This window comes from Streptomyces sp. NRRL S-378, assembly GCF_000720645.1.
In the GTDB taxonomy this organism is placed as follows: Bacteria; Actinomycetota; Actinomycetes; order Streptomycetales; family Streptomycetaceae; genus Streptomyces.
Map to the genome: position 1 here is coordinate 1 of NZ_JOBX01000042.1, position 23,759 is coordinate 23,759.

The following is a 23,759-nucleotide window of genomic DNA, read 5'->3' on the forward strand; positions in this document are numbered from 1 at the left end:
TTCGTCGGCAGCGTCAGATGTGTATAAGAGACAGCCCCCGGCCCCCGCCCGTCGCCCGCGCAGGTGAGTACCGGAGTCGCCGGTGTGAGTACGCGTGCGGATGTGCACCGCCGCGCGGCGCCCCGATGCTCGACGCATGAACGAGACACCGGTCAAGCAGCAGAGCACGGGGGCGTACTACGGACAGGCCGTCGCCTCCTTCGCCATCGCCCTCATCGCCGTGGCCGTGGGGATCTACCGACTGGAGGCGGACGGCTGGGTCCGTGCCTTCCTCGGCATCGCGGTCCTCTACCTCACCACCTCGGCCTTCACCCTCGCCAAGGTGATCCGCGACCGGCAGGAGGTCACGCAGATCGTCAGCCGGGTGGATCAGGCCAGAATGGAGAAGCTCATGGCCGAGTACGACCCGTTCGCGCCGAAGTAGTCCGCGCGGCCGGTCGGGCCCGGCCGAGAACGCTAAGCGCTTGCTCACCCCCCCGTGTAGGGTGTTCACTCCCGAACGGTGAAGAGGTGAGTGAGCGATGGACAGCGCGGAGGACACGGCCGACGGCTACCGGCCGTGGTCCGAGGTCACCCCGGACGCCGCACGGCGGCTGCTCGTCGCCGCCGTCGACGCCTTCGCCGAGCGCGGCTACCACGCCACCACCACCCGCGACATCGCGGGCCGCGCCGGCATGAGCCCGGCCGCGCTCTACATCCACTACAAGACCAAGGAAGAACTGCTCCACCGGATCAGCCGGATCGGGCACGACAAGGCGCTGGAGATCCTCACGATCGCCGCCGACGGCCCGGGCTGCGCCGCCGAGCGCCTCGACGCCGCCGTGCGGTCCTTCGTACGGTGGCACGCCGCGCACCACACCACCGCGCGCGTGGTCCAGTACGAGCTCGACGCCCTCGCCCCGGAGCACCGCACCGAGATCGTGGCACTGCGCCGGCGGAGCGACGCCGCCGTGCGCCGCATCCTCGCCGACGGGGTCGCGGCGGGGGAGTTCGACGTCCCCGACGTGCCGGGCACCACCCTCGCCGTGCTGTCGCTGTGCATCGACGTGGCCCGCTGGTTCAGCACGGCCGGACAGCGCACGCCCGACGAGGTCGGCGCGCTCTACGCCGACCTCGTGCTCCGCATGGTGGGCGCGCGGCCGCGCCCTCAGAAGTAGTAGCGGGACACCGACTCCGCCACGCACACCGGCTTCTCGCCGCCCTCGCGTTCCACGGTGACGGTCGCCGTGACCTGTACGCCACCACCCGCCTCCGCCACCTCCGTGATCACGGCGGTGGCGCGCAGCCGCGAGCCGACCGGCACCGTCGCCGGGAAACGGACCTTGTTCGTACCGTAGTTGAGGCCCATCCGCATGCCCTCGACCCGCATGACCTGCGGCACCAGACTGGGCAGCAGCGACAGCGTCAGATAGCCGTGCGCGATGGTGGAGCCGAAGGGTCCGGTCGCGGCGCGCTCCGGGTCCACGTGGATCCACTGGTGGTCGCCGGTCGCGTCCGCGAAGAGGTCGATCCGCTTCTGGTCCACCTCCAGCCACCCGCTGGGACCGAGCGGTTCGCCGATCCCGGCGTGCAGTTCCTCGGCGGACGTGAAGACCCTCGGCTCGGCCATGCCTGTTCCTGTCTCTCGCGGAGCACTGACGGACGAATAAGCGCTTGCTCAGCATGCTGGGACCGTATGTGTATGTCAACGGACCTCCGACTACCCTCGGCCGGGTGCCGCAGATTCCCGAGAAAATCCACGAACTCACCGTCGGCCAGCTGTCCGCACGCAGCGGCGCGGCCGTCTCAGCGCTCCACTTCTACGAGTCCAAGGGCCTGATCAGCAGCCGCCGTACGAGCGGCAACCAGCGCCGCTACACCCGTGACGCCCTGCGCCGGGTGGCCTTCGTCCGCGCGGCCCAGCGGGTGGGCATCCCGCTCGCCAGCATTCGTGAGGCACTGGCCCAGCTCCCGGAGGAGCGCACCCCCAACCGTGAGGACTGGGCCCGCCTCTCCGAGGCCTGGCGCACCGAACTCGACGAGCGCATCGGCAGGCTCGCCCGTCTGCGCGACCACCTGACGGACTGCATCGGCTGCGGCTGCCTCTCCATGGAGACCTGCGCCCTGTCCAACCCGGACGACGTCTTCGGCGAACGCCTCACCGGCTCGCGGCTCTAGGGGGTGCGGTAGCCGGCCGGTTCACGCTTCCCGCGGCAGCAGTTCCCGGGCCGCCGCGACCAGTTCGGCGTTGGACCGCGCCGGCCGCCCGTCCGGCAGGTGCAGCACGTCTCCTACGCCGGTGCGTGCGGCCGCGCCGCACCGGGCGGCCAGCCGCAGCGCCGGCCAGGAGGCCCCGTCCCGTCCGAACAGCAGCACCCCTCCCGGCGCCGGCCCGCACCACCCGACCGGCAGCCCCGCCCCGCCCGCCGCCGCGGCCCCGCCCGCCGCCCCGCCCGGCCGGCCGGGCGCGGTGGTCGGCTCGGGCCCCGTGAAGAGGGTGTCCGGCACGCCTCCGGTGATCTCCGCGGCCACGCGGACGCGGCCGGCGCTGCCGCTCGGGATCCGCGTCAGCCAGGACCGGAGCCGCTCCAGCGGCTCAGGGCCGGCCGGGCCGGCCGGCGGCACCACCGCGTCCACCGCGACCCCCCGCTCCAGCAGGGCCAGAGCCAGTGCGGCCGCCCCCGGCTCCGCGAAGTGCACCACCGCGCGGTCCGGCAGTACCGTCCACGCCCGGACCCGCGCCTGGCGCTCCGCCGGCTCCGGCTCGGCCCCGATGCTCGCCGGGACCGTCAGCGGCACCCCCACCCCCGCGGCCCGCAGTACCTCCAGCACCGGCCCGACCACCCGCGGCGAAAGGCTCTCCCGCCCGCACGGCGTCCGCGGGTGCACCAGCACCTCGCCGGCCCCGGCGGCGACCGCCCGTACCGCCGACTCGGCCAGGTCCTGCGGCGACATCGGCACGGCGGGCCCGTCGGAGGCACCGCGCGAACCGTTGAGCGACACGGCCGGGCGGGCCGCCGTTCTCACGCCGCGCCCGCCGCGGGGAAGTCCGCCAGGGCCGGTCTCGGCACCACGATCCCGCAGCCCGCGCACACCGGTCCGTCCCAGGCCGGTGCCCCCTCCCAGGGGCCCACCGGAGCCACCTCCGGCCACCGCAGCTCGGTGTCCCCGCACACCGGGCACGCCGTCCCCGGCTCCGACTCCAGCGCCCGGACCAGCCGCCGCAGCACCTCGCCCAGCGCCCCCTCCGGCCGTACCCCCGGGTCCGCGCAGCGCACCACGGCGTCCCCGCTCCCGCCCCACGCCCACTCCGGCCGCCGCAGCCCGTGGTGCTTCTCCCGCCGACGCCGTTCCGCGAACTGCCGCTCGTACTCCAGCCAGACCCTCCGCGCGTCCTCCAGCTCCTCCAGCGCGGCGACCAGCCGCAGCGGGTCGGCCCCCCGGTCCTCGGGGGCGATCCCGTGCCGGTCGCACAGGTGCCACCAGGTGGCCCGGTGCCCGTAGGGCGCGAACCGCTCCAGGCAGCGGCGCAGCGAGTGGCGCCGCAGGGCCCGGTCATTGCGCGCGTCGCGCACCTGGTAGGCCAGACTCCGGAATCCCGCCATCACGCCATCACCTCCGCCGATGTGCCCAACATGCCCGGTCGGGAGCGGGCGCATGCGGGGGCGGACGAGGCGTGCGGGTGGCACATGGCCGGAAGTCAGCGCCCCATGCGTCCCGCGGACACCACCACCCGGGCCAGTTCCTCGTGGCAGATGTCGCTGTGCGCCCCCGAGGGGGCGCCGCCGCGCCGCACCACGGAGCCCGCGTCCACGCTGACGCAACCGGCCGGGGGCACCCCCTCGCGCAGGGCCGTGTCGAGGCTCAGTCGGGGCGCCCCCTGCACCGCCTGGACCCCGTCGTGCCCGATCGCGCCCCACCGCTGGTCGAATCCGAGCAGACCGGCCGAATCACCCGCCATCCGGGACGCCAACGGGTAGAAGACCCTGAGGGCCGAGTCGTGCGGGGAATGGCAGGCCACCACCGGTCCGTCGACCTTCCGGTGCAGGCCGCGCAGGGCCCCGCCGCGGCCCTTGTCGTGCGGCAGCCGGTCGGCGAAGGCGTAGTGGGAGAAGGCGCCCTGGAGCAGGGTCACCGACCTCACGTACCGGGCCCCGTCCGGCACCGCGCGCAGCGAGAAGGACACCACCCGTGCCCCGAAGCTGTGCCCGATCAGGTGGAAGCGCAGGGCCGGACGGCCTGCCGCCAGCTCCGCCAGTACCGGGCCGAGCCCCCGCTCGCCGACCACACCCGCCCGCTTCTTCATCTTGTAGTACGCCGCCTGGCGCAGCAGTTCCTTGGCGCCGCCCCACAGGCCGCGCAGGCCGCCGCCGGCCGTGAGCCCCGGCTCCTCGGGGGCGGCCCCCGCCTCTGCCCCGGTGCCGGCCCCGGCTTCCGCATCCGCCCCGGCACGGGCCCTGGCCAGGGCCAGCGTGAGGGCCCGGCAGACTTCGAGCACGTCGTCGGCGAAGATCGCGGGGACCGCCGGCGCGACCACCGCGTGCACGACGTCCACCCCGGCCAGCTCCCGCACGAGCGCGCCGAACTCGATGAAGGCGGCCGCCGACTCCGGCCGCTCCGCCAGCAGTTCCGCCAGCCGGTCCAGCTCCGCCCCCCGCCCCGGCCAGAACTCCCCGAGCGCCTGCCGGGTGAGGGGGTCGAGCGCGCAGCCGTGGCCCGGTTCCGCGAGGGCGCCGGCCACCTCGAAGTCGGGTATCGGCTCGTCGGAGAACCGCATCGACGGCCACACGACACCCACGTACCCCAACCGCACCCCCGGCCCCACCAACGCGGGGAAAGGCGCGAAGAACCGGTCGTAGAGCCGGGTCGACGTGGACCGGTCGCTGTTCCAGCCGTGCGCGAAGACGAGCACGTCCGTCGCCTCCATCCGGGCCACCGCTCCCTGCGAGGCGCGGTCCACGTCCCCTTCGGAGTCGAAGGTCAGCTCCGCGTACGGCCCCACCCCGATTCCGGTCCCGATCCCGGTCCGGGTCCCGGTCCCGATCCCGGTCCGGGCTCCGGCCCCTGTCCCGGACCCAAGTCCGCCACCGACGTCCGCCATGACGCCCCCCTTCACGCCGTGCCTCCGGTGCAGTCAGCATCCTGCTGCGGCGCCCGCCCGGCCAGCCCCCCGGCGCGGTCGGCTCAGGGGTAGAGCAGGTACCGCGCGCGCACCGCCTCGAAGCGGGCCAGCCCCGCCGCCCAGTCGCCCGCGACCTCCTCCACCCCGGCGCCCGCGTCGATCAGCTTCCGTACCCGGTCCGAGCCGGTCAGCCGGTCGATCCAGTGGTCCGGGCGCCAGCCGAAGCCGCTCCACACCCGGCGCGCGGTCACCAGCAGCCCGACGCCCGCACGTACCGGGTCGAAGGCCTCCCGGTCGTGCACGATCAGCCGGACCCCGCCGCAGACCTTCCCCACGTGCTTGGAGAAGGTCGGAGTGAAGTAGGCCTCCCGGAACCACACCCCGGGCAGCCCCAGCGCGTTCGCCGCCTCCGCCCACCGCCGGTCGATCCCCTCCGCCCCGAGCACCTCGAAGGGCGTGGTCGTGCCGCGCCCCTCGGAGAGGTTCGTCCCCTCGAACAGGCAGGTGCCGGCGTACGCGAGGGCCGTGTCCGGGGTCGGCATGTTCGGGCTCGGCGGCACCCAGGGCAGTCCGGTCTCCCCGAAGAACGCCCCGCGCCGCCACCCGGACATCGCCACCGTGGTCAGCCTGACGGGGGCGGCGCCCAGGAACTCGCCGTTGAACAGCCGCGCCAGCTCGGCCGCGGTCATCCCGTGCGCGAGCGCGATCGGCTCCCGGCCCACGAAGCTGGCGTACGGCCGTTCCAGCACCGGGCCCGCCGCCCGCCGGCCGCCCACCGGATTGGGCCGGTCCAGGACGACCACCGCCTTGCCGGCGAGGGCGGCCGCGCGCATGCAGTCGTAGAGGGTCCAGATGTACGTGTAGAAGCGCGCCCCGACGTCCTGGATGTCGAAGACGACGGTGTCGATCCCGGCCGCCGTGAACACGTCGGCGAGCCGCTGCCCGCTCTTGTCGTACGTGTCGTACACGGGCAGACCGGTCGCCGGGTCCCGCGAGGCGCCCTCGGAATCCCCGGCCTGCGCCGTCCCGCGGAAGCCGTGCTCGGGCCCGAACACCGCGACGAGGTCGACGCGTTCGTCCGCGTGCAGCACGTCGACCAGGTGCCGGGCGTCGGGGGTGATCCCGGTGGGGTTGGTGACCACCCCGACCTTCTGTCCGGCCAGGACGGCGTACCCGTCCGCTGCGAGCCGCTCGAAGCCGGTGCGCACCCGGCCGGCCGCCCGCAGCGCGGAAGTCCCGGCGGCTCCGGCGCTTCCCGGGGCCCCGGCGGCTCCTGCGGTCCCGACCGCCTCTGCAGCCCCGACCGTCCGGCCCGTCCCGGCCGGAGCGGCCGCGCCCAGGGCGCCCATCGCGCCCGCCGATCCCACGGCCCCCGCCAGACCCAGCACCCCGCGTCGCGACAGCGTCATCCCGACACGCTAAGGGCCGTGCCCCTTCCGCCCCGACATACCGACTGGTTAGTCTGCCGGGATCCGGAACCCGGCCGCCCCGGCCGTCCCGGCCCGTACGAGAGGTGTGATCCCGTGAGCGCGTACCAGGACCAGCGAGTCGTCGTCACCGGCGCGGGCGGCGGCATCGGCGCCGCGCTCGCCCACCGCTTCGCGGCGGAGGGCGCCACGGTGGTCGTCAACGACCTCGACCCGGCCAGGGCCGCCGAGGTCGCGGGCGCCATCGGCGACCGGGCGATCCCGCTGCCGGGCGACGCCTCGCAGATCGTGGCCGAGGCCCGCGAGGCCCTCGGCGGGACCGTCGACGTCTACTGCGCCAACGCCGGACTCGCCTCGGGCGGCGACGCCGACGCCGACGAGGCCGTCTGGGAAGCGGCCTGGAGCGTCAACGTCATGGCCCACGTCCGGGCCGCCCGGCTGCTGCTGCCGGACTGGCTGGAGCGGGGGACGGGCCGCTTCGTCTCCACCGTCTCCGCCGCGGGACTGCTCAGCATGATCGGGGCCGCCCCGTACAGTGTCACCAAGCACGGTGCGCTCGCCTTCGCGGAATGGCTCTCGCTGACCTACCGGCACCGCGGTGTCCAGGTCCACGCCATCTGCCCGCAGGGAGTGCGCACCGACATGCTGACCGCCGCGGGCTCGGCGGGCGAACTCGTCCTCGCGCCGTCCGCGATCGAGCCGGAAGCGGTCGCGGACGCGCTGTTCGACGGCATGGAGAAGGGCCGCTTCTTGATCCTCCCGCACCCCGAGGTCGCCGACTACTACGCGGTCCGCGCCACCGAGCCGGACCGCTGGCTGAGCGGTATGAACCACCTCCAGCAGGCATGGGAGACCAGGTGACCTCCGCCGACGGCCCGGGCTCGGGCTCCGCTGCGGCCTCGGCGGACGCCTCCGGCTCCGCTGCGGCCTCGGCCGACGGTTCCGGCTCCGCTGCGGCCTCGGCCGACGGCTCCGCTCCCGCCTCCGCCGACGGCTCCGCTGCCGCCTCCGCCGACGGCTCCCCCTACGCCGCCCGGCCGTGGCGCGGACTGCTCTCCCCGGCCCAGCTGGCGCCCGTTGCGCCGCCGCCGACCGTTCTGCACGCCTTCCGCGCGGCCGTCGCCCGTGCCCCCGAACGCACCGCGCTCGCCTACTTCGACGGCCGGATCGGCTATGCCGAGGCCGACGCGTACTCCGACTCCGTCGCCGGACACCTCGCGGCGCGCGGCGTCCGCCACGGCGACCGGGTCGCGGTCATGCTCCAGAACACCCCGCACTTCGTGCTCGCCGTCCTCGGCGCCTGGAAGGCCGGGGCGGTCGTCGTCCCCCTCAACCCCATGTACAAGTCCGGCGAGGTCGGCCATGCCCTGCACGACTCCGGGGCCGCCGCGCTCGTGTGCGACGGCCGCGCCTGGACGGCGTACCTGCGCGAATCCGTGCGGGGCACTGCCGTACGGACCGTGCTGACCGCATCGGACCGGGACGTCCAGACCCGCAACGACCCGCGCGTCTTCGGCCCGGCGCCCGACCCGGCGGGCCCCTCCATACCGCATCAGCCGACCGGTCCCGCGGACGCCGCCGCTGGGCCCCCGGGCCCGCACACCGCCGACCTCCTCACCGTGGCCCGTGCCCGGCGGCCCGCCCCGGACGGCCCCGGACTCACCGCCGCCGACACCGCCCTCATCAGCTACACCTCCGGCACCAGCGGCACCCCCAAGGGCGCGATGAACCCGCACGGCGCCCTCACCTACAACGCCGTACGCCAGGTGACCTCCCACCCCATCGCCGAGGGCGCCGGCTACTTCGCCCTCGCGCCCCTCTTCCACATCACCGGCATGGTCTGCGAGCTCACGGCCTGCTTCGTCAACGCCGGCACCCTCGTCCTCGCCCACCGCTTCGACGCCGGCGCCGTCCTCGACGCCTTCCTGGAACACCGCCCCGCCTACGCCGTCGGCCCGGCCACCGCCTTCATGGCCCTGGCCGCCCACCCCGCCGCCACCCCGGACCACTTCGCCTCCTTCCAGGTGCTCTCCTCCGGCGGCGCCCCGCTCCCTCCCGCGCTCGTCGAACGACTGCGCACGGCCTTCGGCTTCTACCTCCGCAACGGCTACGGCCTCACCGAGTGCACCGCCCCGTGCGCCAGCGTGCCCGTGCACCTCGAAGCCCCCGTCGACCCGGCCTCCGGCACCCTTTCCGTGGGCCTGCCCGGTACCGACACGGTCGTCCGCATCCTCGACGAGCACGGGTCCGAGCTCCCCTTCGGCCGGACCGGCGAGATCGCCGTCCGCGGCCCCCAGGTCGTACCCGGCTACTGGGGCCTGCCCGCCGAGACCGCCGAGGCCTTCCCGGACGGCGAACTGCGCACCGGGGACGTCGGCTTCATGGACGCGGACGGCTGGCTCTACGTCGTCGACCGCAAGAAGGACATGATCAACGCGTCCGGCTTCAAGGTCTGGCCGCGCGAGGTCGAGGACGTGCTCTACACCCACCCCGCCGTCCGCGAGGCGGCGGTGGTCGGCGTCCCCGATCCGTACCGCGGGGAGAGCGTGAAGGCGTACGTGAGCCTGCGCCCCGGCTCCTCGGCCGGGCCGGAGGAGCTCGCCGCCCACTGCGCCGAGCGCATCGCCGCGTACAAATACCCCCGTCAGGTCGAGATCCTGCCTGTCCTTCCGAAGACGACCAGTGGCAAGATCCTGCGACGGGAACTGCGCGACCGCGGCTGAAAACAGTCGGACGGTCGTACAGCTGGTCGCACCGACCAGGCACGAACGAGAAAGGGAAGGTCAGCACCATGGCGGCCAGGACCACGGAACCCGCAGGGACGCACGAAGCCCCGGTACCGCAGCGGCTGCTGGCCGTCGCCACCCGGCTGTTCGCCGAGCGCGGCTACGACCGCACGTCCGTCCAGGAGATCGTCGAGGCGGCCGGAGTCACCAAGGGCGCGCTCTACCACTACTTCGGGTCCAAGGACGACCTGCTGCACGAGGTGTACGCGCGGATGCTGCGCCTGCAGCAGCAGCGCCTGGACGCGGTGGCCGAGTCCGACGCCCCCGTCGAGGAGCGGCTGCGGGCCGCAGCCGCCGACGTGGTCGTCACCACCATCGAGAACCTCGACGACGCCATGATCTTCTTCCGGTCGATGCACCAGCTCAGCCCGGAGAAGTTCAAGCAGGTACGAGCGGAGCGCCGGCGCTACCACGAGCGCTTCCGGGCCCTGATCGAGGAGGGCCAGCGGGCCGGCGTGTTCTCCACCGCCACCCCCGCCGACCTGGTGGTGGACTACCACTTCGGGTCCGTCCACCACCTGTCCACCTGGTACCGGGCGGACGGCCCGCTCACGCCGCAGCAGGTCGCCGACCACCTCGCGGACCTGCTGCTGCGGGCGCTGCGGCCCTGACCCCCGCGGCCTCCAGCGAGGGGTAGTCGGTGTAGCCCTCCGGCCCCTGGACGTACATCAGGAACTCCGGCCGGACCGCGTTGAGCGGCGCACCCGTGCGCAGCCGCTCCACGAGGTCGGGGTTGGCGAGGAAGCCCCGGCCCAGCGCGATCAGGTCGGCGCCCGCGGCCAGCAGCCGCTCGCCGCGCCGTGCGCCGCCGTCGGCCGCCACCTCCTCGCGGGAGAGCGCCGGGTTGGCGATCAGCGTGCCGGGCCAGGCCCTGCGGATCTCGCCGAACAGGGGCAGGTCCGGGTCCGCGTACACCTGGTGCAGGTAGACCGGCCCGAGCTGCGCCAGTGCCTCGATGAGCGCCGGGTAGATCGCCCCGGTGTCGCCCTCCTCGATGGCGTTGACATCCAGTCCGGGCGAGATGCGGACGCCGGTCCGCTCCGCGCCGACTGCCTCGATCACCGCCCGCACCACCTCCACGGTGAAGCGGATGCGGCCCTCGACGAAGCCGCCCCACCCGTCGGTGCGGCGGTTGGTGTTCCGCGCGAGGAACTGGTGGAGCAGGTGGCCGTTGGCCGAGTGCACCTCCACACCGGCGAACCCGGCTTCGACGGCGTTCCGCGCGGCGTTCGCGAAGTCGGCGATGGTGGACCGGATCTCCGCGTCCGTCATCTCCCGGGGCGCCACCGCGTCGCGCAGCCCGCCGGGGGTGTGCAGCGGCTCGGGGAACCGTACGGACGACGGGGCGAGCGGGACGTGCCCGCTCGTGTCGGGGTGGCCGACCCGGCCGCCGTGCTGGAGCTGGAGGAACATCCGGCCGCCGGCCGCGTGCACCGCGTCGGTGACCCGCCGCCAGCCGGCGATCTGCGCCGGGGTGTGGATGCCGGGGATGTGGGGGTAGGTCTGTCCGACGGCGTTCGGCGTGGCGGCCTCGGCGATGATCAGACCGGCCGAGGCGCGCTGGGCGTAGTAGGTGGCCATGAGTGCGCCGGGGACGCCGTCCGCGTCGGCACGGTTGCGGGTGAGCGGGGCCATCACCAGGCGGCTGGGGAGTTCCAGGCCGCCGAGCCGGGCGGGGTCGAAGAGTGTCGTCTGCGTCATGCCGGGTACCGTAGAACCTGACACTGGTGTCAGATTCAACTCCTGGGGGGCGACCGTGCGGATCGGGGAACTGGCGGCGCGCACCGGCGTGGCCGAGCGTTCGCTGCGCTACTACGAGGCACAGGGCCTGCTGGCCGCCGACCGTACGCCCGGCGGCCACCGGGACTTCCCCGAGCGGGCCGTCGACCGGGTCATCCGCATCCAGGAGCTCTACGCGGCCGGCCTGAACAGCGCCAAGATCGGGCAGATCCTGCCGTGCATGCGGGACGAGGACGGCGGCCCGTCCGTGCGCGCCACCCCGGCGCTGGTGGCCGAACTGTCCGCGGAGCGGGAGCGGATCGACCGGATGATCGGCGATCTGCTCCGCTCCCGCGAGGTCCTGGACGAGGTCATCACGGCGGCGGCCCGCCCCACCCCCACTTCCTGAGCGGGACCGAGGACCGGCCCCCGGCTACATGTACTGCCGCAGTTCCCGCCGGGCCAGGGAGCGCTGGTGGACCTCGTCCGGGCCGTCGGCCAGGCGCAGGGTGCGCGCCGCCGCCCACAGTTCGGCCAGCGGGAAGTCCTGGCTCACCCCGCCCGCGCCGTGCAACTGCACCGCGTCGTCCAGGATCCGCACCACCGCCCGCGGCGTCGCGATCTTGATGGCCTGGATCTCGGTGTGCGCGCCCCGGTTCCCGACCGTGTCCATCAGCCAGGCCGTCTTGAGCACCAGCAGCCGCAACTGCTCCACCGTCACCCGGGCGTCGGCGATCCAGTTCTGTACGACGCCCTGCGCGGCCAGCGGCTTGCCGAAGGCCGTACGCTCCACCGCCCGTCGGCACATCAGCTCGATGGCCCGCTCCGCCATGCCGATCAGCCGCATGCAGTGGTGGATGCGGCCCGGACCGAGCCGCGCCTGGGCGATGGCGAAGCCCCCGCCCTCCTCGCCGATCAGGTTCGCCGCCGGGACCCGTACCCCGTCGAACACCACCTCGGCGTGGCCGCCGTGGTCGTGGTCCTCGTACCCGTACACCGTCATGGCCCGGCGCACCTCGACACCCGGCGTGTCCCGCGGGACCAGGACCATCGACTGCTGGCGGCGCGGATCGGCGCCCTCCGGGTCGGTCTTGCCCATCACGATGAAGACCTTGCAGTCCGGGTTCATGGCACCGGAGATGAACCACTTGCGGCCCGTGACCACGTACTCGTCACCCACCCGCTCGATCCGGGTCTCGACGTTCGTCGCGTCCGAGGAAGCCACCTCGGGCTCCGTCATCGCGAACGCGGAGCGGATCTCGCCCTCCAGCAGCGGCTCCAGCCACTGCTTCTTCTGCTCCTCGCTCCCGAACTGGGCCAGCAGCTCCATGTTCCCGGTGTCCGGGGCCGCGCAGTTGGTCGCCGTGGGGGCCAGGTGCGGGCTGCGGCCGGTGATCTCCGCCAGCGGCGCGTACTGGAGGTTGGTCAGCCCCGCGCCGTACTCCCCGCCCGGCAGGCCGTGCTGGTCCACGAAGAAGAGGTTCCACAGGCCCTGGCGGCGCGCCTCGGCCTTCAGTTCACCGAAGACGGCCGGGGTGTCCCAGGGCGAGGCCAGCCGTGCGCGCTGCTCGGCGGCGACGGGCTCCGCCGGGTAGACGTACTCCTCCATGAACGCGAGCAGCCGCTCGCGGAGTTCCTCGGTCCGGGCGTCGAATGCGAAGTCCATGCTGCGTGCCTCAGCCTTCCTGCAGTTCCTGGAGGGTGGTCAGTCCGTGCTCGATGAAGACCGGGACCAGCTCGCCGATCCGGTCGAAGCCCGCGCCGACGGTCTGCCCGAGCGTGTAGCGGTAGTGGATGCCCTCGAGGATCACCGCGAGTTTGAACCAGGCGAAGGCCGTGTACCAGGCGATGGCCCCGGTGTCCCGCCCCGACCGGGCCGCGTACCGCTCGACCAGTTCGGCGGGCGCCGGATGCCCCGGAGCCCCGCTCGTCGTACTCACCGGGGACGCGGTCAGGCCCAGGTCGGAGCTGTACATCACCAGCAGCCCCAGGTCCGTCAACGGATCCCCGAGCGTGGACATCTCCCAGTCCAGCACCGCCCGGATCTCGTCGGTGCCGGACGGGGACCCGCCGATCAGCACGTTGTCGAGCCGGTAGTCGCCGTGCACCACGGTGGGGGCGGGGGAGCGGGGCAGCCGGCGGCCCAGGGTGCCGTGCAGCTCGTCGATCCCGGCGAGCTCGCGCCCCCGGGAGGCCGCGAGCTGCTTGCCCCAGCGGCGCAGCTGCCGGTCGAGGAAGCCCTCCGGACGGCCGAAGTCACCCAGGCCCACCGCCTCCGGATCCACCGCGTGCAGCTCGACCAGCGTGTCCACCAGGCCGAGCACGGCCCGCCGGGTGCGGTCCGGGCCGATCGCCGCCAGCTCGCCGGCCGTACGGTACGGCACCCCGTCCACGTACTCCATGACGTAGAACGGTGCCCCGAGCACCTCCTCGTCCTCGCACAGCAGCACCGGCTCCGGCACCGGCACGGCCGTCCCGTGCAGCGCCGCGATGACCCGGTGCTCGCGGCGCATGTCATGGGCGGTGGCCAGTACGTGGCCCAGCGGAGGCCTGCGCACCACCCAGCGGGCGGTCCCGTCGGTGATCTCGTACGTGAGGTTCGACCGGCCGCCCTCGATCAGCCGGCCGCGCAGCGCACCGGCCACGAGTCCCGGCCGGACCCGGTCGAGATGACCGCGCAGCCGCTCCAGATCCAGGCCTCGGGGGTCTGCCGGGGCTGAGGTCATGCGCGCACCTCCGTGCGTGGAGTGGACGAGGAGGAAGGGCGGAGGTGCGTCGGCGCACCTCCGCATGCCATGATGCCGACCAGTCGGTATGTCGTCCAGAGGGTGGGCCGAAAAGACACTTCCGGCCCGCCGGTCTCACGCGTGGCAGAGGATCGGCGTACCGCCGTTCATCACGGTCATGTCCCGCAGGACCGCCAGTATGTCCAGCGGTGCGCCCTCCGGCTCCCCGGCCAGCTCCGCGTAGGCCCGGTGCACGTTCGCCACCAGCCGCTCGCTCTCCCGCCACGCGGCGAACTCGCCGAGGTCGGCCCGCCGGGCGACCTCCAGCGGGGTCAGCCCCCCGGCCCGTCCCTCCCGCGCCAGCTCGGCCACGTACCGCAGGTAGCGCTCGGTGGAGTCGTAGGCCGACGGGTCGGTCAGCGGTCCGTGGCCCGGTACGACGGTCTCCGCGTCCAGCGACCGCAGCAGCTCCAGCGCCCGCAGGGAGCCGGCGAGCGAGCCCATGGCCAGGAACGGCGTGCCCCCGGCGAAGACCAGGTCGCCGGTGAAGACCACCCGCTGCCGGGGCAGCCACACGACCGAGTCCCCGGTGGTGTGCGCGACGCCCGGGTGGACGACCTGCACCTCGGTGCCGCCCACGTGCACCGTCGCCCGGTCGCTGTAGGTGAGGTCGGGTGCGGTGATCTTTATCGCCCCGAAGTCCGTCGCGGGCCAGATCATCTCCAGCTGGTGGCCGGCGGCGAGCTGCTCGGCCCGTGCGTTGTCGTGCCCGAGGACCAGCGCCTCCGGAGTGAAGACCGAGTTGCCGTAGGTGTGGTCGCCGTGGTGGTGGGTGTTCACCACGGTCCGCGGGAGCGGCACCCCGGCCGCCACGACCGCGTCGCGCAGCGCCAGGGCCCGCCGCTCGGTGGCGGCGGTGTCGACGAGCAGGGTGCGGCCGCCGTCGCTCACGAAGCCGGCGTTGTTGAGGCACCAGCCGCCGTCGGGCTGCACGTAGGCGTGCACCCCCGGCGCGGGCTGGACGAGGTACGGGTCATCGACGGGCATCTGCGCTCTCCCCGGGTCGCTTTGACAGGCGGTCGGCCATCCTGTCAGCCGTCGCCGCGCGGGGGCGAGCGGGTGTCGCCCGCGGCGGTACCCGCCCGTCGGCCGGGGAGAGGGACCCGGGGAGCCGGCCAGGGGTGGGGGCGCCGGTCAGGGGGGTGCGGCGCCAGTCAGGGGTGGGAGCGACGGTCAGTGGTCGTCGTAGTGCCCGTCGTGCGCGGCGTGCCGGTGTCCGTCGTGCAGGTAGTCGACGTGGTCGCCGTGCCGGACCGTGTCGTGCCCGCAGTCCGCGCCGTGCGCGTGGGCGTGCCCCTCGTGGGCGGTGTGGCCGGTCGGTTCGCACTCGTCCCAGTGCCCCGAGTGCTCCCGGTGCAGATGGCCGTCGTGCGCGTAGTCGACGTGGTCGCCGTGCGGTACCGCCTGGTGGCCGCAGTCCGCGCCGTGGGTGTGCTCGTGCGTGGGGTGTTCGTGGTGGAGGGTCGTCATGGCGCCGAGACTAGTGCGAATAGTCGGCTATCGCCCGTTATGTCACGGTCGTCGAGGGGAAGTGGGACAATCCGGCAGGCGGCTCAGAGGATGACCGCCACCGCGAACACCGCCAGCGCCACCGTGCACACGACCACCGCCAGGGCCGAGCGGGGCGCCAGCACCCGCGGCCGGACGGCCGCCAGCGCCCGGATCCTGCGGTGCGCCACCCACAGGAACACCAGCCAGATCAGCCCGGTCACCGCCGCCCCGGCCACCTCCGTCGACGAGCCGGACCCGCGCAGCGCCTGCCGCAGCGCCAGCACCGCCACCACCGAGGACGCGAGCGTCGTACGCCGCCACGCGAGCCGCGTCCGCTCGGGCTGCAGCCCGGCATCGCGCGCCGTCCCCGGAACGCTCACCGCCCCGACGTCCAGCCCAGCAGCACGACCACCACCATCGCCACCGCGACCAGTCCCACGCCCAGGCTCAGCACCACCGGGAACCGCGACAGCGGCAGGTCCTCGTGCCGCCGCATCGCCCGCTCGCAGCGCACCCAGTGGTTCACCGCGCGCAGCGCGCAGGCAGCGCCGACCGCGAGCAGCGCGAAGGCCATGCCCACCCGCACCCCCCACCGCAGGTCGGGCAGGAACTGGTCGACCGCGAAACCCCCGCCGACCAGGGCCAGTGCGGTCCGGATCCAGGCGAGGAACGTGCGCTCGTTCGCCAGCGAGAAGCGGTAGTCGGGGGTGTCGCCCTCGTCCTTCAGCCGCGACGGCGCGAACCACAGGCGTACGTCCTTGACGAAGTCGATCACCCGATCAATCTACTGGCGGGAGTCCGGACGCGCGCGCAGCCGCCGGTAGGCCTCCAGCCCGTCCGGCACCCAGGGCCACTCCGCGCCCCCGATCCGCCGGTCCAGCTCCTCCCGCGTGAGGAACGCGTGCCAGTCCACCTCGGAGACCTGCGGGGCCACCGGCAGCTCGCACCGCACCTCGTGCACGTAGGACCACCAGGCCCCGCCCGGACCCTCGTAGAGGAACTTGAACAGCGGTTGCGGCCGGGGGAGCCCCCGTACGCCCAGTTCCTCCTCGGCCTCCCGCAGTGCGGCCCGCTCGTAGCTCTCGCCGGCGCCCACCACCCCACCCACGAACATGTCGTAGTGCGAGGGGAAGACGAGCTTCGAAGCGGTCCGCCGGTGTACGAAGATCCGGTCCTCCGCGTCCCTGGCCAGCACGAACACACAGCGGTGGATCAGCCCGCGGGCGTACACCTCGCCCCGCGGGGCCCGCCCGGTGACCCGGTCGTCCCGGTCCACCACGTCCAGTACTTCATCAGCGGCACTCACAGGTTCCATCCAAGCACCGCTGTTGACTGGTTACCGCTCCGTAGCCAAGGATCTGCCCCACCAGCGACGGAGGACGGGTATCCGCATGACGTACGACGCAGACGTGATCGTGATCGGAGCCGGGCTCGCGGGCCTCGTGGCCACCGCCGAGCTCGTCGACGCGGGCCGCAAGGTCATCCTGCTCGACCAGGAGCCGGAACGATCCGTCGGAGGCCAGGCGCACTGGTCCTTCGGCGGGCTGTTCCTCGTGGACTCGCCCGAGCAGCGCCGGATGCGGATCAAGGACAGCCGGGACCTCGCCCTCCAGGACTGGCTGGGCACCGCCGGGTTCGACCGCGAGGAGGACGCCTGGCCGCGCCGCTGGGCCGAGGCCTACGTCGACTTCGCGGCCGGGGAGAAGCGCCCCTGGCTGCGCGCCCGCGGCGTCCGCTTCTTCCCCGTCGTCGGCTGGGCCGAGCGCGGCGGCTACGACGCGAACGGCCACGGCAACTCCGTCCCCCGCTTCCACATCACCTGGGGCACCGGCCCCGGACTGGTGGAGCCGTTCGAGCGGCGGGTCCGGGACGGCGTTGCCCGCGGCCTGGTCCGGCTGGCGTTCCGGCACCGGGTCACCGGGCTGGCCACCACCGCCGGCGCCGTGGACACCGTCACCGGCGAGATCCTGGAGCCGTCCGACGCCGTACGGGGCACCGCCAGCAGCCGCGAGGTCACCGGGTCGTTCTCCCTGCGGGCCCAAGCCGTGATCGTGACCAGCGGAGGCATCGGCGGCAACCACGACCTGGTACGCGCCCAGTGGCCCGCCCGGCTCGGCACCCCGCCCGAGCGGATGCTCTCCGGAGTCCCCGCGCACGTCGACGGCCTGATGCTGGGCATCGCGGAGGCCGCGGGCGCCAGCCACATCAACAAGGACCGGATGTGGCACTACACCGAGGGCATCCAGAACTGGGACCCGATCTGGGCCAAGCACGGGATCCGCATCCTCCCCGGCCCGTCCCCGCTCTGGCTGGACGCCACCGGCAAGCGGCTGCCCGTACCGCTCTTCCCCGGCTTCGACACCCTCGGCACGCTCGACCACATCATGAGGACGGGCCACGACCACACCTGGTTCGTGCTCAACCAGCGCATCATCGGCAAGGAGTTCGCCCTCTCGGGCTCCGAGCAGAACCCGGACCTCACCGGCCGTTCGGTGCGCGACGTCATCAACCGGGCGCGCCAGGCCGTACCCGGCCCGGTCAGGGCCTTCATGGACAACGGCGCGGACTTCGTCGTCGAGCGCGACCTGTCCGCCCTGGTGCGCGGCATGAACGCGGTGACCAAGGAGGACCTCCTCGACGAGGCCGCCGTCCGGCGCGAGATCGTGGCCCGCGACCGGGAGATCGCCAACCCCTTCACCAAGGACCTCCAGGTGACGGCCATCCACGGAGCCCGCCGGTACCTCGGCGACAAGCTGATCCGCACCGCCGCCCCGCACCGGATCCTCGACCCCGGGGCCGGCCCGCTGATCGCGGTACGGCTCTCCATCCTGACCCGCAAGTCGCTGGGCGGGCTGGAGACCGACCTCTCCTCCCGGGTCCTGACGGGGACGGGCGAACCGCTGCCGGGCGTCTACGCCGCGGGCGAGGCGGCCGGGTTCGGCGGCGGCGGGGTCCACGGCTACCGCGCCCTGGAGGGCACCTTCCTCGGCGGCTGCATCTTCTCGGGCCGCGCGGCCGGCCGAGCCGCAGCCCAGGCGGTGACCTGAGCCCGGCGCGCGGTACGAGGTACGAGGTACGCGCGGGCCGGGCGGAATGCGGCGTCCGCGGCCCGGGGTGCCCGGCCCGGGGGTGCCCGGCCCGGGGGTGCCCGGCCCCGGGGTGCCAGGCCCCGGGGTGCCCGGCCCGGGGGTGCCCGGCGCCGGTCGGCCGGGGACCGGCTCCGGCGCGCCCGCCGTCGGGCGGGCCCCGACGCGCGGCCCTGTGGTCGCCGGGCACGCGCGGGCCGCGGCGTGCAGCCGGCCGCACGGCCGTGCCTTTCCCGGCCCTGCCCGGCCTGCCCCTGCCCGGCCCGCCCCTGCCCCTGCCCCTGGCCCTGCCCTGCCCGGCAGGGCGGGCCGCCGCGTCAGGCCAGGCGCTCGGTGATCCGGAACCGTTCCGCGATGACGAGGGTGTCGTCGTCGACCGTGAACCCCGGGTCGCCGATCACCGTCCGCACCGGCCCGCTGTGCCAGAACTCCTCATGTGCCGTACGCCATTCGGCCACCGACGCGTACCCCTCCCCCTCGTCGAGCGCGTGCTCCAGCGTGACATCGGCGAGCCGCAGCACCTCCACGGCCGTCACCTCCACCACCGCCACCCCGCGCTCGTCGGAGTCGACCAGCAGGGACCGGGAGCCGGGCTCCGGCAGCGGTTCCCGCTCCGCCTCGTACTCGGCGAGCAGGCCGGTGGTGCTGGTCTTCGCCCCGCTCAGCACGGCCGCGACCAACTGGTCGCGCAACGGGCCGGGGAACCCCAGGAGGTACGGGGGAAGATCGTCATATTCGGTCATACGGCCACCCCAGGGCGCGGCCCGCGACGGCGCGGAACGGATATCGCGGGCCAACTGGCACGGCCCTCAGAGCAGTTGAAACCCGCCACGCAGTGGACTGGACCTTGACTCGGAGCTGCGCGTACCGCTTTGCTGTGCGTGATCACCGGAGTGCGTACCGGAGTTCCGACCGAATTCCGCCCGTGTCCCCGGCGACCCCTCGCGTTCCACCGCACTTCCACCGGAGTTCCTCCGGAGTTCCACAGGGGCTTCCGCCGAGCTCCTCACGAACTCCACCGGCACGATCCCCGGAACCCGGCCCGACCGCCCGCCCCACCGGCCGCGCGCGTGCGCCCTGCGCGCGCCACGGCCGCCACCGACCCCGATCCCCCGTCCGCCCGCGTCCTGGAGGGAAACCCGCGGATGTCCCCGCCTCCGCCGCCCCTCGGCCGCGCCCGCAAGCGGGACGCCCAGCTCTTCGACCCGGCCCTCTGCGACGCCGAACTCATCGACGTACGCACCCAGTTCACCCAGGGACGCTGGGCCAGGGTCCGTTCCCTCCTCGTCGGCACCGGCGACGACTGGGACCGCCGGGGCCACCGCGTCGTCGTCCTCGCCCAGACCCCGGCGGCCACCGCCTGGGCCCGCGAGTGGCTGCTCGCCGAACCGGACAGCGCCGACGCCGCCACCCTCCTCGCCTGCGCCGCCGTCTTCGGCGCCCTGCGCCACAAGGGCACCCCGGCCGCGGCCGAGGAGGCCTGCCGCCGGGCCGCCGCCCTGCTCCCCGACGACCCCACGCCCTGGCTCGGACTGCTCCTGCTCTCCCGCGCCTTCGGTACCGAGGAGGAGTTCAGCCGCCACTTCGACCAGGTCCGGGCCCGCCACCGCGAGCACCACCACGCCCACCACCTCATGGTGGCCAGGCTGGCCGAACGTACCCTCAGCCCCGGCCAGGGCCCGCTCCACGAGGTCTACGACTTCGCGGCCTGGGCCGCCGAGGAGTCCCCGGCCGACTCACCGCTGGCGGTGCTCCCCGTCGTCGCGCACGCCGAGCGCTACCGGGTGCTCGCCGCCACGCAGGGCCACACCCCCGAGGCGGCCGCCGTGCACTGGGAGGGCCGCCGCGCCCGCCAGGTCCTGCGCTCCGCCTTCGACTGGTGGCTGGAGTGGGAGCGCGACGACCACCCCCGCAACCGGGTCGACCTCAACTTCCTCGCCCACGCCAAACTCTGCGAGGGCCGCCCCGCCGAGGCCGCCGCGCTCTTCCACCGCATCGGCAGCCACGCCACCCGCGCCCCCTGGTCCTATCCCGACCGGGACCCGCAGAAGGCCTTCCTCGCAGCGCGCAACGTCGCACTCGGGACCGCCTGACCCCCCGCACAACCCCTCTCACCCCCATCCGCCCCCGAAAGAACCGCGCCCCCGAAAGGACGCCGCCATGCCGACGGGCAGATCCACCACGCTCCAGGAGCCGGCCGAGATACGCACCTACAAGGGCCAGGACCGCGCACTGCGCGCCGACCGCCTCGGCACCGCGGGCCTGCTGCTCTCCGTACTCGCCGCGAGCGCACCCCTCATGGTGGTCGCGGGTGTCATGCCCACGACCTTCGGCCTGATGGGCGTCGTCGGACAGCCCCTGCTCTTCGTCATCCTGGGCCTCGTCCTCGCGCTGTTCAGCGTCGGCTACGCCGAGATGAGCCGCCACGTCCACAACGCCGGCGCCTTCTACGCCTACATCGCCCGCGGCCTCGGCCCCACCGCGGGCGCCGCCGCCTCACTCGTCGCCCTCGTCGCGTACAGCGCCATGCAGGTCGGCGTCTACGGCATCCTCGGCTTCGAGATCTCCGGCCTCTTCGCCACCTACCTGGACATCGAGCTCGCCTGGTGGATCCCCGCCCTGCTCGCCGTCGCCGTCACCGGCGCGCTCGGCTGGCTCAAGATCGACCTCAACGCCAAGGTCCTCGGCGTCCTCCTCCTGATCGAGTGCGCCCTGGTCGTCGTCTTCGACGCCGCGGCCCTCACCGAGCCCGGCCCCGAAGGCCTCTCGCTCCACGCCTTCAACCCCGAGACCCTCGGCGGAGCCGGCCTCGGCACCGCCCTGTGCTTCTGCATCGCCGCCTTCGTCGGCTTCGAGCAGTCCCCGGTGTACGCCGAGGAGACCAGCAGGCCGCACATCGTCGTCTCCCGCGTGATGTTCCTCGCGGTCGGCTTCGTCGCCCTCTTCTTCGCCTTCAGCGCGTGGGCCCTCACCGTCGCCACCGGTCCCGGCGAGGTCGTCAAGACGGCCGGAGAGGCCGGTCCCGGCCTGCTCTTCCAGCTGACCGAGGCCCGCCTCGGCACCGCCTTCACCGACGTCCTGCACGTCCTGTTCGTGACCGGCATGTTCGCCGCCATGCTCAGCTTCCACAACGTCGTCGCCCGCTACGCCTTCGCCATGGGCCGCGAGGGCCTGCTCCCGGCCGCCTTCGGCCGCACCAACGCCGGCACCGGCGCCCCCGCCACCGGCTCGCTGCTCCAGACCGGCATCGCGACCCTCGTCGTCCTCGCCTTCGCGGTCACCGACGACCTCCCGGCCGGCGACCCCACCGCCCCCGTCCTGCACCTGTTCACCTGGATGGGCAGCGTCGGCGCCCTCGGTGTGACACTCCTCATGGCCGCCGCCTCCTTCGCCGTGATCGCCTTCTTCGTCCGGCGCGGCACCGCCGGGGCCCAGGTCTGGCGGCTCGTCGCGGCCGGCGCCGCGGGCCTCGCCCTGCTCGCCATCGCCGGCTACACCGTCAAGGACTTCGGCGTCCTCGTCGGAGCCGGTAAGGGCTCCGCCCTCAGCTGGGTCCTGCCCGGCATCATCGGCGCCGCCGTCGTCGGCGGGCTGCTGTACGGGGTGCTCCTGCGCCGCAGCCGCCCCGAGGTCCACGCCCGCATCGGACTCGGCAACGAGGCCTTCCGCCTCGATCAGGCGGCCGATGTCACACCCGCCGACTGACCTCGCTTTCGAGGCTCTACGAAGCCCCCGACGCCCGTTTCCAAGGTCGTCGGGGGCTTCGGCGTGCAGGGGGCGATTTTGGCGGCTGGCAGAGCCTCGTGGTCTCCTATGGCGATCAAAACACCCGGAACGCGTCACAGGGGACATCACCCAGCTCCCCTGCGAGGCCGTCCGGGCTGCCTGTCCCACCCACGAAGGCGAAGTCGTAGATGAGTGACCGCACCTTGACCGAGGCACCCGCCCCGGCGTCCTCCCGCCATGTCGACGCCGGTGACGAGGGTTACAGCAAGGACCTCAAGTCCCGCCACATCAACATGATCGCGATCGGCGGAGCGATAGGCACCGGCCTGTTCCTCGGCGCGGGCGGCCGCCTCGCCGGCGCCGGCCCCTCCCTCGCGATCGCCTACGCCGTGTGCGGCGTCTTCGCCTTCTTCGTGGTCCGGGCCCTCGGCGAGCTCGTCCTCTACCGGCCCTCCTCCGGCGCCTTCGTCTCCTACGCCCGCGAGTTCATGGGCGAGAAGGGCGCGTACACCGCCGGCTGGCTGTACTTCCTGAACTGGTCCACCACCACCGTGGCCGACATCACGGCCGCCGCCGTGTTCGCCCACTACTGGTCCGCGTTCACCGACGTACCCCAGTGGGTCCTCGCGTTCATCGCCCTCGCCATCGTCCTCACCGCCAACCTGATCTCGGTGAAGTACTTCGGCGAGATGGAGTTCTGGTTCTCCATCGTCAAGGTCAGCGCCCTGGTGATCTTCATGCTGGTCGCCATCTACCTGGTCGCCACCAGCCACCCGATCGACGGCCACACCCCGGGCCTCGCCACCATCACCGACAACGGCGGCCTGTTCCCCTCCGGCGTCCTCCCGATGCTCCTGGTCGTCCAGGGCGTCGTCTTCGCGTACGCCTCCGTCGAGCTGTGCGGCGTCGCCGCGGGCGAGACCGAGAACCCGGAGAAGATCATGCCGAAGGCGATCAACTCCATCATGTGGCGCGTCGGCGTCTTCTACGTCGGCTCGGTCGTCCTGCTGGCCCTGCTGCTCCCGTACACCGCCTACTCCGCCGACCAGTCCCCGTTCGTGACCGTCTTCGACAAGCTGGGCATCCCCGGCACCGCGGGCATCATGAACCTGGTCGTCCTGACCGCCGCCCTCTCCTCGCTGAACTCCGGCCTGTACTCCACCGGCCGCATCCTGCGCTCGATGGCCCTGTCCGGCTCCGCCCCGAAGTTCACCGGCGTCATGAACAAGGGCAAGGTCCCCTACGGCGGCGTCCTGTTCACCGCCGCGTTCGGCGTCGCCGGCGTCGGCCTGAACTACTGGATGCCCGGCGAGGCCTTCGAGATCGTCCTCAACCTCGCCTCCATCGGCATCCTCGGCACCTGGGGCATGGTCATGCTCTGCTCGCTGTTCTTCTGGCACCGCTCGAAGAAGGGCCTGGTCTCCCGCCCGTCCTACCGCCTGCCCTGGGCCCCCTACACCCAGATCGTGACCCTGGTCTTCCTCGCCACGGTCCTGGTCCTCATGTGGAGCGACGGCGGCGTCGGCCGCACCACGGTCATGCTCGTCCCCGTCATCGCCGCCGCGCTGGTGGGCGGCTGGTTCCTGGTCCGCGGCCGAGTGGCCGAACTGGCCGCCACCCGAGACTGACCCCGGCAC

Annotated in this window: 25 protein-coding genes; 11 read left to right on the plus strand and 14 right to left on the minus strand. The window is 73.6% G+C overall.

Annotation, left to right across the window (positions count from 1 at the left end):
- Positions 1 to 136: 136 nt before the first annotated feature.
- Both IH80_RS0125955 and IH80_RS0125960 read left to right on the plus strand, forming a co-directional pair.
- Positions 137 to 424 carry a YiaA/YiaB family inner membrane protein gene (locus tag IH80_RS0125955; RefSeq protein WP_030963700.1) on the plus strand — a complete coding sequence of 96 codons (288 nt, stop codon included), beginning with the start codon at positions 137 to 139 and terminating at the stop codon, positions 422 to 424.
- A gap of 97 nt (positions 425 to 521) precedes the next feature.
- Positions 522 to 1,157, plus strand: a complete 636-nt coding sequence (locus tag IH80_RS0125960; protein ID WP_030963701.1) for a TetR/AcrR family transcriptional regulator — start codon at positions 522 to 524, stop codon at positions 1,155 to 1,157.
- On the opposite strand, the gene IH80_RS0125965 is transcribed toward IH80_RS0125960, so the two are convergent.
- A complete protein-coding gene (locus IH80_RS0125965) occupies positions 1,148 to 1,609 on the minus strand; it encodes a MaoC family dehydratase (protein ID WP_030901938.1) in 462 nt (153 codons plus the stop codon). The two genes, IH80_RS0125960 and IH80_RS0125965, sit on opposite strands and share 10 nt — an antisense overlap.
- 104 nt (positions 1,610 to 1,713) lie before the next feature.
- On the opposite strand from IH80_RS0125965, the gene soxR reads away from it, so the two are divergent.
- Positions 1,714 to 2,157, plus strand: coding sequence for a redox-sensitive transcriptional activator SoxR (soxR, locus tag IH80_RS0125970; RefSeq protein WP_030963703.1), 444 nt, complete (start codon positions 1,714 to 1,716; stop codon positions 2,155 to 2,157).
- Between the two features lie 21 nt (positions 2,158 to 2,178).
- Here soxR and IH80_RS0125975 read toward each other — a convergent pair whose 3' ends face one another.
- The 4 genes from IH80_RS0125975 to IH80_RS0125990 all read right to left on the minus strand — a co-directional run bounded on the left by IH80_RS0125975 (position 2,179) and on the right by IH80_RS0125990 (position 6,510).
- Positions 2,179 to 3,006, minus strand: a complete 828-nt coding sequence (locus IH80_RS0125975) for a 3-keto-5-aminohexanoate cleavage protein (RefSeq protein ID WP_030963704.1) — start codon at positions 3,004 to 3,006, stop codon at positions 2,179 to 2,181.
- On the minus strand, positions 3,003 to 3,584 hold the full coding sequence (locus IH80_RS0125980; RefSeq protein WP_030963705.1) for a hypothetical protein: 582 nt from the start codon (positions 3,582 to 3,584) through the stop codon (positions 3,003 to 3,005). Before IH80_RS0125980 ends, IH80_RS0125975 begins: the two co-directional genes overlap by 4 nt.
- A 95-nt stretch (positions 3,585 to 3,679) precedes the next feature.
- Complete coding sequence (locus tag IH80_RS0125985; protein ID WP_037881136.1) at positions 3,680 to 4,981, minus strand: hypothetical protein; 1,302 nt, start codon at positions 4,979 to 4,981, stop codon at positions 3,680 to 3,682.
- Positions 4,982 to 5,163: 182 nt separating this feature from the next.
- Entirely contained in the window at positions 5,164 to 6,510 is a 1,347-nt protein-coding gene (locus tag IH80_RS0125990; RefSeq protein ID WP_030963708.1) for an exo-beta-N-acetylmuramidase NamZ domain-containing protein, read from the minus strand.
- Between the two features lie 114 nt (positions 6,511 to 6,624).
- On the opposite strand from IH80_RS0125990, the gene IH80_RS0125995 reads away from it, so the two are divergent.
- The 3 genes from IH80_RS0125995 (at position 6,625) to IH80_RS0126005 (ending at position 9,925) form a co-directional block, all read left to right on the plus strand.
- On the plus strand, positions 6,625 to 7,389 hold the full coding sequence (locus IH80_RS0125995) for an SDR family oxidoreductase (RefSeq protein WP_030963710.1): 765 nt from the start codon (positions 6,625 to 6,627) through the stop codon (positions 7,387 to 7,389).
- Positions 7,374 to 9,251, plus strand: a complete 1,878-nt coding sequence (locus IH80_RS0126000; protein ID WP_078906751.1) for an AMP-binding protein — start codon at positions 7,374 to 7,376, stop codon at positions 9,249 to 9,251. The genes IH80_RS0125995 and IH80_RS0126000 overlap by 16 nt, the downstream gene beginning before the upstream one ends.
- A 68-nt stretch (positions 9,252 to 9,319) precedes the next feature.
- Positions 9,320 to 9,925, plus strand: a complete 606-nt coding sequence (locus IH80_RS0126005; protein WP_030963712.1) for a TetR/AcrR family transcriptional regulator — start codon at positions 9,320 to 9,322, stop codon at positions 9,923 to 9,925.
- Here IH80_RS0126005 and IH80_RS0126010 read toward each other — a convergent pair.
- Positions 9,864 to 11,015 (minus strand): alkene reductase, encoded by a 1,152-nt coding sequence (locus tag IH80_RS0126010; protein ID WP_030963713.1) that lies wholly within the window; start codon positions 11,013 to 11,015, stop codon positions 9,864 to 9,866. The two genes, IH80_RS0126005 and IH80_RS0126010, sit on opposite strands and share 62 nt — an antisense overlap.
- 55 nt (positions 11,016 to 11,070) lie before the next feature.
- Between IH80_RS0126010 and IH80_RS0126015 the strand changes: the two genes are divergently transcribed.
- Positions 11,071 to 11,442: a MerR family transcriptional regulator gene (locus IH80_RS0126015; protein ID WP_030963715.1), complete on the plus strand. Its 372-nt coding sequence runs from the start codon at positions 11,071 to 11,073 to the stop codon at positions 11,440 to 11,442.
- A gap of 24 nt (positions 11,443 to 11,466) precedes the next feature.
- Here IH80_RS0126015 and IH80_RS0126020 read toward each other — a convergent pair whose 3' ends face one another.
- From IH80_RS0126020 to IH80_RS0126050, 7 genes are all read right to left on the minus strand, one after another.
- A complete protein-coding gene (locus tag IH80_RS0126020) occupies positions 11,467 to 12,699 on the minus strand; it encodes an acyl-CoA dehydrogenase family protein (RefSeq protein WP_030963717.1) in 1,233 nt (410 codons plus the stop codon).
- A 10-nt stretch (positions 12,700 to 12,709) separates the two neighbouring features.
- Positions 12,710 to 13,759: a phosphotransferase family protein gene (locus IH80_RS0126025; protein ID WP_030963718.1), complete on the minus strand. Its 1,050-nt coding sequence runs from the start codon at positions 13,757 to 13,759 to the stop codon at positions 12,710 to 12,712.
- A 135-nt stretch (positions 13,760 to 13,894) separates the two neighbouring features.
- Positions 13,895 to 14,806, minus strand: a complete 912-nt coding sequence (locus IH80_RS0126030; RefSeq protein ID WP_030963720.1) for an MBL fold metallo-hydrolase — start codon at positions 14,804 to 14,806, stop codon at positions 13,895 to 13,897.
- A gap of 186 nt (positions 14,807 to 14,992) precedes the next feature.
- Entirely contained in the window at positions 14,993 to 15,289 is a 297-nt protein-coding gene (locus IH80_RS0126035) for a hypothetical protein (RefSeq protein ID WP_030963721.1), read from the minus strand.
- An 83-nt stretch (positions 15,290 to 15,372) separates the two neighbouring features.
- A complete protein-coding gene (locus IH80_RS0126040; RefSeq protein WP_030963722.1) occupies positions 15,373 to 15,690 on the minus strand; it encodes a DUF202 domain-containing protein in 318 nt (105 codons plus the stop codon).
- Positions 15,687 to 16,085 (minus strand): YidH family protein, encoded by a 399-nt coding sequence (locus IH80_RS0126045; RefSeq protein ID WP_030963723.1) that lies wholly within the window; start codon positions 16,083 to 16,085, stop codon positions 15,687 to 15,689. The genes IH80_RS0126040 and IH80_RS0126045 overlap by 4 nt, the downstream gene beginning before the upstream one ends.
- Before the next feature lie 9 nt (positions 16,086 to 16,094).
- On the minus strand, positions 16,095 to 16,625 hold the full coding sequence (locus tag IH80_RS0126050) for an NUDIX hydrolase (protein ID WP_030963725.1): 531 nt from the start codon (positions 16,623 to 16,625) through the stop codon (positions 16,095 to 16,097).
- 76 nt (positions 16,626 to 16,701) lie between these two features.
- Here IH80_RS0126050 and IH80_RS0126055 point away from each other — a divergent pair, with 76 nt between their 5' ends.
- On the plus strand, positions 16,702 to 18,357 hold the full coding sequence (locus tag IH80_RS0126055) for an FAD-binding dehydrogenase (RefSeq protein ID WP_030963726.1): 1,656 nt from the start codon (positions 16,702 to 16,704) through the stop codon (positions 18,355 to 18,357).
- A 356-nt stretch (positions 18,358 to 18,713) separates the two neighbouring features.
- On the opposite strand, the gene IH80_RS0126060 is transcribed toward IH80_RS0126055, so the two are convergent.
- Entirely contained in the window at positions 18,714 to 19,139 is a 426-nt protein-coding gene (locus IH80_RS0126060) for an ASCH domain-containing protein (RefSeq protein WP_030963727.1), read from the minus strand.
- A 402-nt stretch (positions 19,140 to 19,541) separates the two neighbouring features.
- Between IH80_RS0126060 and IH80_RS0126065 the strand changes: the two genes are divergently transcribed.
- The 3 genes from IH80_RS0126065 to IH80_RS0126075 all read left to right on the plus strand — a co-directional run bounded on the left by IH80_RS0126065 (position 19,542) and on the right by IH80_RS0126075 (position 23,750).
- Entirely contained in the window at positions 19,542 to 20,489 is a 948-nt protein-coding gene (locus IH80_RS0126065) for a hypothetical protein (protein WP_030963729.1), read from the plus strand.
- Between the two features lie 67 nt (positions 20,490 to 20,556).
- On the plus strand, positions 20,557 to 22,101 hold the full coding sequence (locus IH80_RS0126070; RefSeq protein ID WP_030963731.1) for an APC family permease: 1,545 nt from the start codon (positions 20,557 to 20,559) through the stop codon (positions 22,099 to 22,101).
- Between the two features lie 209 nt (positions 22,102 to 22,310).
- Entirely contained in the window at positions 22,311 to 23,750 is a 1,440-nt protein-coding gene (locus tag IH80_RS0126075; protein WP_030963732.1) for an amino acid permease, read from the plus strand.
- The last annotated feature ends 9 nt before the right edge of the window (positions 23,751 to 23,759 follow it).